We start from the raw sequence: 15,844 nt of genomic DNA, 5'->3' as shown, positions 1-15,844 counted from the left end.
TGCGCACATGGCACGAATCCTCTACGCCGGAACCCCTGATGTTGCTGTCGCACCGCTAGCGCAGCTCATCAACGACGGCCACGAGATCGCAGCAGTATTGACACGAACTGACGCGCCCATCGGCCGTAAACGGGTCATGACACCGTCCCCGGTAGCGGCCTACGCCGAAGATCACGGGCTGCCCGTCATCAAAGCGGACAAGATCACGGACGAAGCCCATGATGCGATCGCCGCATTAGAGATCGATGTCGCCGCGGTTGTCGCCTACGGCGCGATGGTTCCACGACGCACACTCGACCTCCCAGAATTCGGGTGGGTCAACCTTCACTTCTCGCTCCTGCCAGATCTACGCGGGGCTGCTCCTGTTCAGCACGCGCTCATCCGGTGCCACGACATCACAGGCGCCACAGCTTTCGTGCTCGATGAAGGTATGGACACCGGGCCGGTGCTCGGGGTCATGACGGAAGCCGTGCAGCCAAGCGACACCGCGGGCGACCTCCTCGAACGCCTCTCCACAGAAGGCGCGGTGCTGTTGAGCCAAGCGATCACCGGCTACGTTTCCGGGGCGGTGGTTCCACAACCGCAAAAGGGAGAGGCAACGCTCGCGCCGAAACTCGAACGCAACGACGGCCGCGTCGACTGGGCAACCTCCGCGGAAGCCGTACGGGGACGCATCGCCGGCACCACACCAGAACCCGGCGCCTTCACACACTTCAATGGGGCCAGCATCAAACTCGAGCGGGTACGTGTCACAACCCCTGATGAGCTCGATGCCCACGAGAAAAACCTTGGCCCTGGCCAGCTGAGCTTCCGCAGCCGGAAGCCGGCCCGCGTCGTCGTCGGCACCGGGTCTTCACCGGTTGAGCTGACGCGTGTGCAGCCTGCGGGTAAAAAGATGATGGCTGCCGCTGACTGGGCTCGCGGAGCCCTCAGCAACGGGGAAGGACACTTCGAATGAGTCGAGATTCACGCTCGAATGACCGCGCCCCACGCTCCGGCCGAGGGGACGGGAACGATCGCCCACGCCGGGGCAGTCACCAGGGATACGACAATAAGCAAGGACACGGTCAAAGGCAGGGTAGAACCGACGGTTCCCGCCGCAACGCTAAAGGCCGTGAACGCAACCGCGGCGGCCGCCAGCCCCGCCAGTTCAGCGCCGCAGCTCCATCGCAGCGCAGCCGCAGCGCTGACCCCGCACGCAAAGTAGCGTTCGACGTTCTGCAGGCCGTCGCCGTTGACAACGCGTATGCCAACCTAGCGCTACCGCACCACATTCGCCGTTCCCGCCTCGATCAGCGCGATGCCGGTTTCGCAACCGAGCTCACCTATGGTTCGTTACGCGAACTGGCAAGCCTGGATGCGGTGCTTGCTGAATGCTCTGATCGCCCACTCAAAAACATTGACCCACCGGTCTTGGACGTTCTGCGGATCGGTACCTACCAGCTTCTGCACATGCGCGTCCCGCAGCACGCCGCGGTCGATGAAACCGTGGCGCTCGCCCGCGACTGCGTAGGCGCTGGCGCGGGAGGCTTCGTTAACGCGGTTCTGCGCCGGGTTACGGAACGCTCGCGTGAAGAATGGGCTGAAACGCTCGAAGCGGCCATCACCGACCCGATGGCGCGCCTCGCCCTGCGGTACTCCCACCCCGAATGGGTGGTTCGTGCGCTACGGTCCTCGCTCGTTGTGCACGGGCGTTCAGCCGATGAGCTCGAGGCTTTGCTCGAAGCCGATAACGTGGCGCCGGCGGTGCACCTGGCCGCGCTTCCGGGGATCGCAACCGAGCAAGAACTCAAACGTCTCAAAGCCACCCCATCAACCTGGGTTCCCGAAGCATACTCAGTCAACTCTGGTGGCGATCCGTTGCGCTGGCCAGGTGTTGCCGAAGGCCATATTCGCGTGCAGGACCACGGCTCGCAGCTCACCGCCCGCGTCCTCGCAGAAGCCGATGTTGCAGGCGCCGATGCCGGCCGTTGGCTTGATATGTCCGCAGGCCCGGGCGGTAAAGCCGCGCTGCTGGCCGCGATCGCCGCTCAACGCGGCGCGCATCTGACCGCGAATGAGGTTCAGGAGCACCGCTCTAACCTTGTGAAGCAAGCGCTGCGGGCAGTTGATGAGAAAGCCTGGACCTCGGTGACCGGCGACGGCCGGGACATCGGTAAGGCACAGCCGAACCACTACGACCGCATCCTGCTGGACGCCCCATGCTCGGGGCTCGGCGCGCTACGCCGCCGCCCGGAGAGCCGCTGGCGCAAACAGCCCTCCGACATCCCAGCGCTCACCCGCCTACAAGGTGAGCTTCTGAACTCGGCACTCGACGCGTTGCGCCCAGGCGGGGTGCTCGCCTACGTGACGTGTTCACCGCACCCGGCTGAAACGCTCGCGATCCTCGAAGACGCGTTCCACCGCCGCAAAGACATCGAACTGCTCGACACCGGAGCAGTCCTCGACTCCGTAACGCTCACCGGCGAAGGTGACGCGGCCCGCCCAGCCGACCCCGTCGTCGGAACCAACAGCGGTTCCACAGCCCAACTTTTCCCGCACTCCCACGGAACCGACGCCATGTTCATGGCACTCATCACGAAGAAGGAACAAGCATGAGCCGCCACACGTGCGCAATTCACCCCTCGATCCTCTCCGCTGACTTCCTCCGGCTAGGGGAGGAGCTACAAGCGATCAAAACCGCAGATGCCGTGCACGTCGATGTCATGGATCAGCATTTTGTGCCGAACCTGACGTTCGGCCCGCCTGTGGTCAAGAGGATTCAGGACGAGTCCCCGTTACCGCTCGATATTCACCTCATGATCGAAGACCCCGACCGTTGGGCCCCTGAATACGCGGACATGGGAGCATACTCGGTGACCTTCCACGCAGAAGCCGCGACCGCCCCGATCCGTTTGGCTCGCGAGCTGCGCGCACGCGGTTCGAAAGCCTCGATGGCTCTGCGTCCAGCGACGGGCCTGAACTCCTACATGGACATGCTCCCTGAACTCGACATGCTGTTGCTCATGACGGTCGAGCCGGGCTTTGGCGGGCAGGCTTTCCTCGACGTTGTTGTCCCGAAGATCCGCGCGGCACGTCAAGCGATCGACGGTTCTGGAGCGCAAGTCGCGCTACAGGTCGATGGCGGCGTGACAACCGAGACGATCCGCATCGCCGCTGAAGCCGGTGCGGACACGTTCGTTGCAGGCTCCAGCGTCTATGGTGCCGAAGACGTAGCGGAAGCGATTCAGAACTTGCGCGACGAAGCCCACGCTGCCATCGGAGGTTGAACTGAGCCGCACTGACAACGGCAACCGTTGATGGGGCGGGCAATAGAAACTGACCTCAAGCGGGGGCAGTGAGCAAGTCGGCTCAACATTGTGTCACCGTCGCGCGGGGCCCGTGTGGACATGGGTTACAGTTATGTTCACGTGCTCCGGGGTCGGTGAAAGTCCGAACCGGCGGTGATAGTCCGCGACCCGTTGCCTCAGCTTGAGTAAATGCTCTTGAAGGGGGACGGCTGAACTGGTGAAAATCCAGTACCGACAGTAAAAGTCTGGATGGGAGAAGCACGGTTTACGCTGAGACAGTGTTCTTCACGTAGCCGCTGGCTGGTATCACGCAGCCACTGATTGCGGGGAAGTTCAGCCGCGTCACCGCGTGCCGAGCAGCCGAATGGGCGAGTCCATACGACGAGTCCAAGACGCCGCCGCATCGCAAGTGAACGAAAGCGCTGGGCGAAGAAGCCACTCACGTATTCCTCAACCCGGGGCCGCCGTAGAGCGAGAAAGGGTTAGGAATGGATTTTCTGCGGTGGCTTGTCGAAACCTTCAACGGGACTATTGACCTGCCTGGAGGGCAGGTTTTGGTGGTCCGTGAGGTTGTTGGCAATGTTTTTGGTTTAGCTTCGGCTCTTGGCGGTATGCGCCGTAAAGTGTGGGCCTGGCCTATCGGTATCGCCGGTAACTTGTTGTTGCTCACGGTGTTCTTGGGTTCTTTGGTTGACCCGAACGCGACTATGCCTCACCTGTTGGGTCAGGCGGGCCGTCAGATCATGTTCATCGTGGTGTCCATCTACGGGTGGATCCGTTGGAACGAAAGCCGCAAGCAACGTAGCGGTGATGATTCTCAAGCGATCACCCCACGATGGGGTGGCTGGGGTGTTCGGATCGGGATGGTGTTGGTCATGGTCATCGGCACGATCGCTCTGACCCCACTGTTTGCCGCGTTGGGTTCGTATGACCCGGTGTGGGCTGATGCATGGACGTTCATTGGTTCGCTGGTAGCTACTTACGGTATGGCGAAGGGTTGGACTGAGTTCTGGCTCGCGTGGGTTGCCGTGGATATCGTGGGTGTCCCGCTGTTGTTCTCGGCAGGATACTTCGCTTCCGCGTTCATGTACCTGTTCTACGGGGTGTTCACGTTGATCGGGTTCTTCGTGTGGGCTCGTGCCCAGAAGAACGAGAAACCATCGATTGCTCGGATGGAGACACTCGACCCAACCGTGGATTGAGTGTGTTCCCACCAATTGAGTCTCAGTGCAGGAACTGAGTCTCAGCCTAGGTTGGGGGTGAATGTTCGCTGGCGTCGGGCCGAGGGTAACCTCGGGCCGGCGCCGGTTGCTTTGTGTGGTCTTTGTGTCGTCACGTTCTGCTGATGCTGGGTGGGTTTGATTAGGCTGAGTGGTGTGAAAAGCTTCGAGGAACTCTTTGCTGAACTGCAAACCAAAGCTGTCGAGCGCCCTGAGGGGTCCGGCACTGTCCAAGAGTTGGATGCGGGTATCCATGCGATCGGTAAGAAGATCGTTGAGGAGGCCGCTGAGGTGTGGATGGCCGCTGAATATGAGTCGGATGATGAGGCTGCTGAGGAGATTTCGCAGCTTCTGTATCACGTGCAGGTGATGATGATCGCTAAGGGGTTGTCTCTGCAGGACGTGTATAAGCATCTGTGAGTTATGTGGCGTAGGCGTTGTTGTGGCGTGAGTTTGTGAAGGGTTGAGTTGTTGTGTCGACTTTGCGTGTAGCTGTTCCGAATAAGGGTTCGTTGTCTTCCGCTGTGACGGAGATGTTGTCTGAGGCGGGGTATCGGCAGCGTCGTGATTCGCGCGAGCTGGCGTTGACGGACCCTGAGAACGATGTTGAGTTCTTTTATCTGCGGCCGCGGGATATCGCGGTGTATGTGGGCCGTGGTGTTTTGGATTTGGGGATCACGGGCCGGGATTTGATGATGGACGCGGATGTTGATGATGCGGTTGAGGAGCTGATGCCGTTGGGTATTGGCGCCTCGACGTTCCGTATCGCTGGCCCGCGCGGTGTGTTCTCTGATTTTTCTCAGTTGAACGGTAAGCGGATCGCTACGAGTTACCGGGTTTTGGTTGATCATTATCTTCAAGAGCACGGTATTGACGCGGAGACGGTGCGTCTGGATGGCGCGATTGAGACCTCGATCCGTTTGGGTGTCGCTGACGCGGTGGCCGATGTGGTGGAGACCGGCTCGACGATGCGTGCTGCCGGTTTGGAGCCGTTTGGTCCTGAGTTGATGAAGTCTGAGGCTGTTTTGATTGGCCGGAAGAATCATCACCCGAAGGCTGAAGGCACGCTCGTGCGTCGTTTGCGTGGTGTGATTGTGGCTCGCCAGTACGCGATGTTGGATTATGACATCCCGAAGACGTTGGTTGATGAGGCGATGCGTTTGACCCCTGGTTTGGAGTCCCCAACGATTTCCCCGTTGGCTGACCCTGATTGGGTTGCGGTGCGGGCCATGGTTAAGGAAAACCAGGTCAACCGTGTCATGGATGAGCTCTATGACGTGGGGGCGCGCGCGATTTTGGTGACCCCGATTAACGCTTGCCGTTTATAGGAAGGGGCAGGTTGTGTCTGTTGCTGTTCGTGTGATTCCGTGCCTCGATGTGGACGCTGGCCGTGTGGTTAAAGGCGTGAACTTTGAGGGTTTGCGTGATGCGGGAGATCCGGTTGAGCTTGCGGAGCGCTATGGCCGTGTGGGTGCCGATGAGTTGACGTTCTTGGATGTCACAGCTTCTTCTGACGAGCGTGACACGGTGTATGACATTGTTAGTCGTACCGCTGCTGAGGTTTTCATCCCGTTGACGGTCGGTGGCGGTATCCGTTCGGTCACGGATGTCTCTAAGCTGCTGAACGCGGGCGCGGATAAGGTTTCTGTGGCTACTGCCGCAGTGGAGAACCCGGATCTGATCAATCAGATCAGTGAGGCTTTTGGTTCCCAGGTTTTGACGTTGTCTCTGGATGCTAAGCGTAGCGATAACCCGGATCTAGCTTCCGGTTATGAGGTCATGGTGCGTGGCGGCCGGGTGGGTACTGGTCAGGACGCGCTGGAGTGGGCGGCTGAGGCTCAGAAACGCGGCGTGGGTGAGGTTTTGTTAAACTCGATCGACGCTGATGGGACGCAAGAGGGTTTCGATACGCAGATGCTGCGCGATGTCCGGCGCGTTATTTCGGTTCCGTTGATCGCATCAGGTGGGGCTGGTAAGCCCGAGCATTTCCCACCGGCGGTGGAGGCAGGGGCCGATGCGGTGCTTGCGGCATCGCTGTTTCATTTTGGGCCTGATCACATGATGGCTGAAGTGAAGGCCGCGATGCGGGCGGCAGGCATCACGGTCCGTTAAGAACCGCGTCCGTTGAGTGCCGCGTCTGTTATGCACCGCTAGGTGCAGCGTTCAGCGTTTTTCGCTGTTGAGGCCTCGAGTGCCTTCTTGGCCTCGGGGCTTCCTTCGTAGAGCACCAGCGCGTGTTCGGTTCGGCCGAATGCATGCATGATGAGTTCGCTCACGGACCCGTAGATCGCGACCGAGTCGGTGCCTTTCTTGGCATGGTAGCGGGTCCCGTCAGGGCGGACGAGGATGATCCCGACCGGTGAGTTCCGGTAGAGCAGTTTGGCACCGTTCTTGAACCGCTGCCATAGCCGTTCTGTATATGCCGCATCCAGGGATCGTGGTACCCAGCGTTCGCGGGCGCGGCGGATGTCTTCGAGGTGCACAAAGTATTCGAGCAGGTTCGCTGCGGCGTCCACACGTTTGAGGTTGAACGGGGAGAACTTCTGTGGCCCTTGCGCGAATTGTTTGATGAGGCGCGCATACCCGCCGGGGTGTTGGCCTTGGGAAGCGAGGATCTCGAGTTTGCGTTCCATGCCTTGCCGTAAACCAGGGGCACCTGTGATGCCGGCGGCCCAAACGGAGCGTTCACGAAGCACCAGGTGTGCCGCTAAATGCCGTGTTTCCCAGCCATCGCACAGCGTGGGGGCGTGCGGACCTGCGGCGAGGAGCGCATCGGCGAGCGCTTGACGGGACACAGAGACAAAGCGAGGCACGCTCACAAACGTAGCACGTTCAGCTGACACGTCACGCTATGACACTGTAAGGAGTGCGCAACGTAGCATGGGAGCGTGTCTGGTTCTTCTGAAACTCCCGCTGAAATCCGTGCCGATCGCGACCAAGCAGTTGACTCGTCGCCTTCGGTGTTCGATGTTTCTGCGCTGAAATTTAACGCCGATGGGCTGATCCCTGCTGTTGTGCAGGACGTTGATTCGTTGCAGGTTTTGATGCTCGGCTGGATGGATGCCGAGGCCATCAGGCGTAGCGCTACCACCGGGCGGGCAACCTATTGGTCACGTTCCCGGCAAGAGTACTGGCGTAAAGGTGACACATCTGGTCACATTCAAGAAGTTGTCGCGATGAACTATGACTGTGACGCGGACACGATACTGCTCACTGTGGCCCAGACGGGGGCCGCATGCCATACCGGTAGCCGCTCGTGTTTTGATGACCGCTCCATCCCGGTAGCCACGCCGTCGCGGCAAGCAAACACGGCCGCCGCCGAAACGAGCCGAGCATACGTAACTGAAGCAGGGGAGAAGTAATGAGCGCTCCGAGGATCAATCCGAACATCACCCGCGAGGAATTCGTAGCAGCCGCAGCCTCACCCGATGGCCCGCGAGTGATCCCGGTGACAGCACGGATGCTCGCCGACGGCCTAACACCCTTAGGTGTGTACCGCCGCCTGGCTGATGAACGCCCCGGCACGTTCCTGCTCGAATCCGCGACCGCCGGGCAGTGGGCCCGCTACTCCTTCATCGGTGCGGCAAGTGCCGCGATGCTCACCGAACACGACGGCCAAGCCGTCTGGGAAGGAAACCCGCCTGTCGGGATCCCATCTGAAGGCAACGTCATGGAGGTTCTGCGGGAATCTCTGCAGTTCCTCAACCGCGGCCAACAAAACCTAGCCCGCCCATCGTTCCCCTTCGTCTCCGGACTCATGGGCTACATCGGCTGGGACGCAGTCCGCTACTGGGAAACCCTCGGTCAAGGTCCAGCAGATGACATGCATGTGCCGATGCTCGCGCTGCAACTGGTCACCGACATGGCCGTCTATGACCACCTCGACGGATCACTCACCCTGGTCGCCAACGCCTACAACAAGAACGGGCTCGACACCGGAGCCGAAGGCGCATACGAGGAAGCGGTAACACGCCTACAGAACATGGCGCACCAACTCGGTGAACCCTCCACCGGCGAAGCGCCAGTCCCCATGCCATCAGCCGACGTATCGCGCGAAGAAATGTTCGCAACCGTCAAAGAAACCTGGGCAGAACCAGAATTCATGCACGCGATCGAGACCATCAAAGACGCGATCGTGGACGGCGAAGTGTTCCAAGCAGTCGTAGGGCGCCGCTTCGAACTACCAACCCAAGCGAACGCGCTCGACGTCTACCGCATCCTGCGCGCCACCAACCCCAGCCCCTACATGTATGTCGCGACCTACCACAACGCAGATGCCCAACCATTCTCCGTCGTCGGCTCCTCACCAGAAGCGCTCGTGACCGTGAAATCCGGAAACGTCGTGACCCACCCCATCGCAGGCTCCCGCCCCCGCGGAACAACACCAGCCGAAGACGAAAAACTGGCCAAAGAACTACTAGCAGACCCCAAAGAACGCTCCGAACACCTCATGCTCGTAGACCTCTCCCGCAACGACCTCTCCAAAGTCTGCACCCCAGGCACCGTGGACGTCACCCAATTCATGGAGATAGTCCACTACAGCCACATCATGCACATGGAATCCACCGTCACAGGCCAAGCCGAACCCCACACCAACGCCTACGACGTCCTCCGCGCCGTATTCCCCGCCGGAACCCTCTCCGGGGCACCCAAACCACGTGCACTACAACTACTCGACGAACTAGAACCAGTAGGGCGCGGCATCTACGGGGGAGTAGTCGGCTACTTCGACTCCGCCGGAGACATGGACATGGCCATCGCCATCCGCACCGCAGTCCTCAAAGACTGCACCGCATACGTATCCGCCGGCGCCGGAATCGTCGCCGACTCCCAACCCGAATCAGAAGCCCTCGAAACCGTCAACAAATCCTTCGCACCGCTACGCGCCGTATGGCTCGCCGACCAACTCAGGGCAACCGAAGACCACGACGTCGACCAGGCCGAGGGAGCAACACCCGGAGACGCCGATGCCTGACACCGAAACCCCACAGAACGGCGAAACCACACTGGGCGGCGAAACCACACCACGCCGCCACCGCTTCGGCCAACGCAAACACATCGTCCTCGCAGGCCTCACCCTCTCCATCGCCGCACTCATCCTCATAACCCAAACCTGGATCACCGTCGGCGCCCCAGACACCGGGGTAGCAGTAGAAAGCCTCAACGTCGCCGGCGGAACCGCAACACCAGCAGCACCCGCGCTCGCCGTGGTGATGCTCGCGGCCACGATCGCGCTCACCATCGCAGGGCCCGTGACGCGCTGGATCATCACCGTAGTCCAAGCCCTCGCCGGTGCTGGCGTTGCAGGGGTGAGTATCTGGGCGGCACTCTCGCCTGAGGATGCGGCATCGGCCAAGGTCGGAGAAACATTCGGCCTCGGGGTGGTCAGCAGTGTTTATGAGGTCACGATCTTTCCGATCATCACAGCGGTTGCGGGGATTCTCATGGTGCTGGTTGCGGTATGGGGCGTTTTTGTGTCGGCACCCGCCGCATCGACATCAAGCAAATATGATCGCGCGAGCTCCAAGACCGGTAGCGCAACCTCAAAGCCGGGCAACAGGCCAGCAGGTCAAAGCGCCGGAGACGATGGAGCCCAAGACGGTACAGCCGAGTCCATGGATGAGATCGACCAATGGGACGCCCTGACCCAGGGCGAGGATCCGACTGATCCTGACGGCCCACGCGCCGGGCGCGCACGCTTCTACTAGGTCGCCGCCTGTTAGTCCACCGCCTGTTAGGCGGCCCGCGGTCTCTTCATCTGAGACGCCCTTCAACCGGTGCGCAGACGCGATCGAAATGACTCGCCGCACGTAGCGATTGAGCGGTCAACGCCTAGAAGTGGCAGAATAGCTATGAGCGTGTGTTCATGCTGACGCTTCACTCGCGCACACCTGGACACATATCCACCCGTGACCTCACGGTCGCGGATGCCCCACAGAGGGCAGAGCATCACTGACCTGAGGTTTCAACTCGAAGGAGATAGGGATATGCCTCTCGATCGCCAGACCATTGCTCATGACCCAATCCATGAGCAGCACCTGGGCCACGGCAACACGGTTGCTTCGTGGGCAATGTTCACCATCATGTTTGTTGGCTTCCTGCTGTCCTGCGTCGCCTTCACCATCCCTAACTGGGTTCTTTTCTGGGCCGGCGGCGTGATCTTCGTTGTCGGTATCATCGCCGGCCTCGTTCTGAAAGCCGCCGGTTTCGGCGTGGGTGGCTCCCGCACCAAGCACGACTAACGTTGTGAGCGCTCAGCCCCGCGAAACATTCGCGGGGCTTCGTTCTATACGGGGTTATACACGGTTCTATACAGGGCATACATAAGGTCCGGTACCGTCCGAACGTAGCGGACAGAAGGGATAGGCAAGGCACATGGCTGAGGCCACTGTTTTGGATCAGATCATTGAAGGTGTTAAGGAAGATCTGGCCGAACGCAAGCAACTCGTGCCGCTTGAAGAGATCAAGCGCCGCGCCGCTGAAGCCCCACCAGCCCGCGATGCGCTGGCCGCCCTCACCCCGAACACGGATTCCGCCTTCGCCGTGATTTCTGAGGTTAAGCGCCGTTCGCCATCGAAGGGTGCGCTCGCGGACATTCCTGAACCTGCTGACCTCGCCGCCGAATATGAGGCTGGCGGCGCCGCGGCGATCTCGGTTCTGACAGAGCAGCGCCGCTTTGGCGGTTCACTCGCGGATTTCGATGCCGTCCGCGCGCGCGTCAACATCCCGCTTCTGCGCAAAGACTTCACGGTAGACGAATACCAAATCTATGAGGCCCGTGCCCACGGTGCGGATCTGGTTCTGCTCATCGTTGCGGCTTTGAGCGATCAAGAGCTCAGCTACTTCCTTGCGCTCACACACCAGCTGGGCATGAACGCGCTCGTTGAAACACACACCCCGGAAGAGATCGAACGAGCCACAAAGGTTGGCGCGAAGATCGTGGGAGTCAACGTACGTAACCTCAAAACCCTCGAGGTCGACACCGGCCACTATGCTGAACTGGCCAAGCACCTACCTGAGACGGTCGTGACGGTCGCCGAATCAGGTGTCGAGGACATCGAACAGGTCATGACCTACGCCCACGCTGGCGCCGACGCCGTGCTTGTAGGAGAAGCACTCGTCAAGCACGCCCAACCGCGTCAAACCGTCGCCGAGTTCACTGAGGCAGGCCACACCATCCGGTCCTCAGCCCGCTAGTCACCGGCATCTCCGCTAGCCACCATCATCATCTAGGAACGCAATGACCCACACACCAGACTCCGGCGAACAGAACCCTGCCGATCAGAACCCCGGCGAACAGAGCACCGAAGCGCGCGACACTGATGGGCGCGGTTCTGAAGGCAATAACACCGCGATGGCAGATACTTTCATGTCCGGATCGCTACGTAACGCACCCGGCCCATACTTCGGTGACTACGGTGGCCGGTGGATGCCAGAGTCTTTGGTTCGCGCCCTCGATGAGCTTGCAGAGACGTTCAACGCGGCAAAGCAAGACCCAGAGTTTGTGGCTGAGTTCCAGGACCTGCTAGCCAACTATGCCAACCGCCCGTCACTTCTAACCGAGGCGCCACAGTTCGCTGAGCACGCAGGTGGGGTGCGTGTCTTCCTTAAACGTGAAGACCTCAACCACACCGGCTCCCACAAGATCAACAACGTGCTCGGCCAGGCGCTACTTGCCAAGCGGATGGGGAAGAACCGCCTCATCGCTGAAACCGGTGCGGGCCAACACGGCGTAGCTACGGCAACAGCGGCAGCCCTGTTCGGGATGGAATGCGTCGTCTACATGGGCGAGGAAGACACCGAGCGTCAAGCCCTCAACGTGGCCCGCATGAAACTGCTCGGCGCCACCGTTATACCGGTCGCTGTTGGCTCCCGCACGCTCAAAGACGCGATCAACGAAGCATTGCGTGACTGGGTCGCGAACCTCGAACACACCCACTACCTGCTCGGAACCGCGGCCGGCCCATACCCATTCCCGAGCATGGTGCGCTTCTTCCACGAATGCATCGGTAACGAGACCCGCGAACAGATCATCGAACAAGCAGGGCGTCTCCCGGATGCGATCTGCGCGTGCGTGGGCGGCGGATCTAACGCGATCGGAAGCTTCCACGCTTTCCTCGACGATAAAGACGTCGAACTGCACGGCCTGGAAGCCGGAGGCGACGGCATCGACACGCCACGCCACGCGGCAACCATCACCCTCGGCAGGGCAGGCGTCCTACACGGGGCGAAGACCTACCTCATGCAGGATGAAGACGGCCAAACCATCGAATCCCACTCGGTCTCAGCTGGCCTGGACTATCCAGCGGTAGGCCCAGAACACGCCTACCTCGCCGACATCCACCGAGTCCAGTACACCGCCATCACTGACAGCGAGGCGATGGAAGCATTCCGCCTGCTGTCGCAAACAGAAGGCATCCTCCCAGCGATCGAATCCAGCCACGCTCTGGCCGGCGCGATCAAAGTGGGCCAGCGCATGGCTGAAGAAGCGAAAGCTAACGGCCAAGACCCAACCGAGCACATCGTCGTCGTGACGTTGTCAGGCCGCGGCGATAAAGACGTGGCAACCGCAGCCCGCTGGTTCGGTCTGCTGGAGGAAAAAGACGAGCAGAACAACGGGGAAGAGGAAGGCAAGCAAGCGTGAGCCAGAGCGCACCACGAATCACATCCGCTGACGCGATCGCGCGGGCACACAAGGAAGGCCGCCCAGCGCTCATCGCCTACCTGCCAGCAGGCTACCCGGACGTGCAATCCACCATCGACGCGGCGATCGCGGCAGCTAAGAACGGTGCCGACATCATCGAGATCGGTTTGCCATACTCGGATCCCGTAATGGACGGGCCAGTCATCCAGGCCGCGACAACACAGTCCCTGGCGAACGGGTTCAAGGTACCGCAGGTTTTCGACATTATCCAGAAAGTCACCGCGGAGGCCGATGCTGCGGTGCTGATCATGACCTACTGGAACCTCGTGTTGCGGATGGGTGTCGATGAGTTCGCCCGCCGCCTGGCAGAAGCCGGCGGAGCGGGCCTGATCACCCCTGACCTGCTCCCGGAAGAGGCAGGCGACTGGATGGAAGCGTCTGAGAAATATGGCCTTGACCGAGTCTTTCTGACTGCGCCATCGAACACTCCGGAACGTGTCAAACAGACCGTGGATTCCTCCCGCGGGTTCGTCTACTGCGTATCCATCATGGGTGTGACAGGTGCCCGCGATAGCGTCTCTGATGCAGCGCAGGGTGTTGTGGAAGCGGTCCGTGCGGCAGGTGACCTCCCCGCGTGCGTTGGGCTCGGGGTGTCGCAGCGTTCTCACGTTGAAGAGATCGGCGAATATGCAGACGGGGTGATCGTCGGTACCGCGCTCGTGCGTGAGCTCGGTGAAAACGGTCCCGAAGGCGTAGGCCGGTTGACCGCGGAACTAGCAGGACGAGGCAGGTAGCCCATGATCACACAGACGATCACCACGGCAGTTTCAACCGCTATCCCGGCGTCACTCCCATCGCCGCCGCAAGAGTTCTCGTCGTTTTCGCTAGGGCCGTTGACCATCCACATGTATGCGATCTGCATCTTGTTGGGGATCATCGCCGCCCTGATCCTCACGCAGCGGCGTTGGGAAGCACGCGGCGGAAACCCCGAGCTCGTGTGGGATGTAGCGATCTGGGCGGTTCCGCTCGGCATCATCGGTGGTCGTCTGTACCACGTGTTCTCTTCCCCTGACCAGTATTTTGGGCCGAATTATGACGGCACCGGGGACCCCATCAAGATCCTGTATATCGCCAACGGTGGCCTCGGGATTTGGGGTGCGGTAGCCCTCGGTGCGGTTGGTGTGTGGATCGCTACGCGCCGCGCCGGTGTCAGGTTCTCTACCTTCGCTGACGCTGTCGCGCCAGGGGTTCTGCTGGCTCAAGCAATTGGCCGCTGGGGTAACTACTTCAACCAGGAGCTGTTCGGTAGCCCGACTGACCTGCCGTGGGGTCTCAAGATTGATGCTGACTCACCGACCTTCCCGGCTGGTATGCCAGCGGACACGCTGTTTCACCCGACGTTCCTGTATGAATCCATCTGGAACATCGTCGGTGTTGCGATCCTCTTGCTGCTTGACCGTTTGTTCCGTATGCGCCGCGGTGCGCTCTTGTGGCTCTACATTGTGATCTATACGGCAGGCCGCACATGGATCGAAGCATTGCGGATCGACGAAGCTCAGATGATCACGATCGCCGGTGTCACGCAGAGGCTCAACGTGTGGGTATCGATCCTCGTGTTCCTGGGCGCGCTCGTCGCGTTCGTCATCGCCTACCAGCGAGGCAAGAACGCACCTGAGCTCGATGTGGCTCTGCCAGGCCGCGAACCAAGCGCAGCGGCGGCCGCTGGTGCCGATAAGCCTGCTGAGGAAGAACGCGACGCCGCGGACAAGTCTGCTGAGACGGATAGACCTGCCGAGGCTGAGAAGCCTGGCGACGCGGAGGAGAAAGCTGCCGAGGTTGAGAAGCTAGAGGAGGCCGAGAAGCCTGCTGAGACCGAAGAAACCGCGGATGAAGAGAAATCCGCTCAGGTCGCTCAGGTCGCCGATGAGGAGAAGTCCTCTGAAGCCGATAAGCCCGAGCGCACGGAGACGACCGAGACCGCAGATGGTACGGACGATCGTGACGATACAGACGATGGCGACGATGCCGACAGTGCCGAGGCGTCAGAAGTAGTGTCTGAACCTGAGCAGACTGAAGCGTCAGATAAGGCTGAGGCCCTGGAAACGGCGACCGATACGGAACAGGCCGGTACAGCCGAAGCTGCGGACACCGCGGAAGAAACTGACGTCGTGGAAGAAGAGCCTGAACCTGCAGAACCTGAAGCGGAAGAGCCTGAACCGGAAGAGCCAGCCGAGACGGTCGAGCCGGCCGAGACAGCCGAGACGGAAACCGTAGCTGAACCGGACAAACCGGCGGAGACCGCCGAGTCTGCCGAGACGGAACCTGCTGAGACCGAACCGGACGAGACCGAGCCTGCTGACGCGGAGCTCGCCAGCGAAACTGCGGATACCGCGGATACAGCCGAATCGGATGCTGACACTGCACCTGTTGTTGAAGCAAAGACAGCAGACACTGCTGAGTCCGAGGCTGACAAGGCAGGCACTGTTGAAGCCGGCGCCGCGGACACCGGCGCTGAGGACCCCGAGACCAACGGAGCCTCCGATACCGACACAGCCGACTCCGACACCGGTACGGCTGGTACTGACGCCGACAACGCCAGTACCGACACGGAAGCGGATACTGACGCAACAGCTGATGACACCGGTGACGATAGCGTCGGCGATAAGAAAGACGAGAACTGAATCAAAAGG

The 15,844-nt window shown here is 60.7% G+C and carries 16 protein-coding genes and 1 riboswitch; of the genes, 15 read left to right on the top strand and 1 reads right to left on the bottom strand.

Going from position 1 to position 15,844, the window contains the following annotated elements; translation table 11 throughout:
- The first annotated feature begins 7 nt into the window (after positions 1-7).
- From fmt to hisF, 7 genes are all read left to right on the top strand, one after another.
- A complete protein-coding gene (fmt, locus tag MHJ63_RS05655) occupies positions 8-958 on the top strand; it encodes a methionyl-tRNA formyltransferase (RefSeq protein WP_035757613.1) in 951 nt (316 codons plus the stop codon).
- On the top strand, positions 955-2,598 hold the full coding sequence (locus MHJ63_RS05650; protein WP_052048695.1) for an RsmB/NOP family class I SAM-dependent RNA methyltransferase: 1,644 nt from the start codon (positions 955-957) through the stop codon (positions 2,596-2,598). The genes fmt and MHJ63_RS05650 overlap by 4 nt, the downstream gene beginning before the upstream one ends.
- The gene (gene rpe, locus MHJ63_RS05645; protein ID WP_035757615.1) at positions 2,595-3,269 is read left to right on the top strand and encodes a ribulose-phosphate 3-epimerase; all 675 of its coding nucleotides are present in this window, start codon (positions 2,595-2,597) and stop codon (positions 3,267-3,269) included. The genes MHJ63_RS05650 and rpe overlap by 4 nt, the downstream gene beginning before the upstream one ends.
- Before the next feature lie 138 nt (positions 3,270-3,407).
- Positions 3,408-3,555: riboswitch (FMN riboswitch) on the top strand.
- A gap of 223 nt (positions 3,556-3,778) precedes the next feature.
- On the top strand, positions 3,779-4,492 hold the full coding sequence (gene pnuC, locus MHJ63_RS05640; RefSeq protein ID WP_141742466.1) for a nicotinamide riboside transporter PnuC: 714 nt from the start codon (positions 3,779-3,781) through the stop codon (positions 4,490-4,492).
- 174 nt (positions 4,493-4,666) lie between these two features.
- Entirely contained in the window at positions 4,667-4,930 is a 264-nt protein-coding gene (locus tag MHJ63_RS05635; protein WP_035757616.1) for a phosphoribosyl-ATP diphosphatase, read from the top strand.
- 62 nt (positions 4,931-4,992) lie between these two features.
- Complete coding sequence (hisG, locus tag MHJ63_RS05630) at positions 4,993-5,838, top strand: ATP phosphoribosyltransferase (protein ID WP_035757724.1); 846 nt, start codon at positions 4,993-4,995, stop codon at positions 5,836-5,838.
- A gap of 13 nt (positions 5,839-5,851) precedes the next feature.
- Entirely contained in the window at positions 5,852-6,622 is a 771-nt protein-coding gene (gene hisF, locus MHJ63_RS05625) for an imidazole glycerol phosphate synthase subunit HisF (protein WP_035757618.1), read from the top strand.
- Between the two features lie 38 nt (positions 6,623-6,660).
- Here the strand turns inward: hisF and MHJ63_RS05620 are convergent, their stop codons facing one another.
- Complete coding sequence (locus tag MHJ63_RS05620; RefSeq protein ID WP_232219321.1) at positions 6,661-7,353, bottom strand: TIGR03085 family metal-binding protein; 693 nt, start codon at positions 7,351-7,353, stop codon at positions 6,661-6,663.
- Positions 7,354-7,398: 45 nt separating this feature from the next.
- Between MHJ63_RS05620 and hisI the strand changes: the two genes are divergently transcribed.
- The 8 genes from hisI (at position 7,399) to lgt (ending at position 15,835) form a co-directional block, all read left to right on the top strand.
- A complete protein-coding gene (gene hisI / locus MHJ63_RS05615; RefSeq protein ID WP_415752573.1) occupies positions 7,399-7,872 on the top strand; it encodes a phosphoribosyl-AMP cyclohydrolase in 474 nt (157 codons plus the stop codon).
- Positions 7,872-9,485: an anthranilate synthase component I gene (trpE, locus tag MHJ63_RS05610; RefSeq protein WP_239446463.1), complete on the top strand. Its 1,614-nt coding sequence runs from the start codon at positions 7,872-7,874 to the stop codon at positions 9,483-9,485. The genes hisI and trpE overlap by 1 nt, the downstream gene beginning before the upstream one ends.
- Positions 9,478-10,218 carry a Trp biosynthesis-associated membrane protein gene (locus MHJ63_RS05605; RefSeq protein ID WP_239446462.1) on the top strand — a complete coding sequence of 247 codons (741 nt, stop codon included), beginning with the start codon at positions 9,478-9,480 and terminating at the stop codon, positions 10,216-10,218. The genes trpE and MHJ63_RS05605 overlap by 8 nt, the downstream gene beginning before the upstream one ends.
- Positions 10,219-10,497: 279 nt before the next feature.
- The gene (locus MHJ63_RS05600) at positions 10,498-10,752 is read left to right on the top strand and encodes an HGxxPAAW family protein (protein ID WP_239446461.1); all 255 of its coding nucleotides are present in this window, start codon (positions 10,498-10,500) and stop codon (positions 10,750-10,752) included.
- A gap of 133 nt (positions 10,753-10,885) precedes the next feature.
- Positions 10,886-11,707: an indole-3-glycerol phosphate synthase TrpC gene (trpC, locus tag MHJ63_RS05595; protein ID WP_239446460.1), complete on the top strand. Its 822-nt coding sequence runs from the start codon at positions 10,886-10,888 to the stop codon at positions 11,705-11,707.
- 157 nt (positions 11,708-11,864) lie between these two features.
- The gene (gene trpB / locus MHJ63_RS05590) at positions 11,865-13,154 is read left to right on the top strand and encodes a tryptophan synthase subunit beta (protein WP_239446490.1); all 1,290 of its coding nucleotides are present in this window, start codon (positions 11,865-11,867) and stop codon (positions 13,152-13,154) included.
- On the top strand, positions 13,151-13,948 hold the full coding sequence (gene trpA / locus MHJ63_RS05585; protein WP_035757632.1) for a tryptophan synthase subunit alpha: 798 nt from the start codon (positions 13,151-13,153) through the stop codon (positions 13,946-13,948). Before trpB ends, trpA begins: the two co-directional genes overlap by 4 nt.
- Positions 13,949-13,951: 3 nt before the next feature.
- Positions 13,952-15,835, top strand: coding sequence for a prolipoprotein diacylglyceryl transferase (lgt, locus tag MHJ63_RS10050; RefSeq protein ID WP_338110378.1), 1,884 nt, complete (start codon positions 13,952-13,954; stop codon positions 15,833-15,835).
- Positions 15,836-15,844 lie beyond the last annotated feature (9 nt).

The organism is Pseudoglutamicibacter albus, assembly GCF_022346425.1.
Taxonomy (GTDB): Bacteria; Actinomycetota; Actinomycetes; order Actinomycetales; family Micrococcaceae; genus Pseudoglutamicibacter; species Pseudoglutamicibacter albus.
This window is presented reverse-complemented; position numbering and strand designations above follow the sequence as displayed.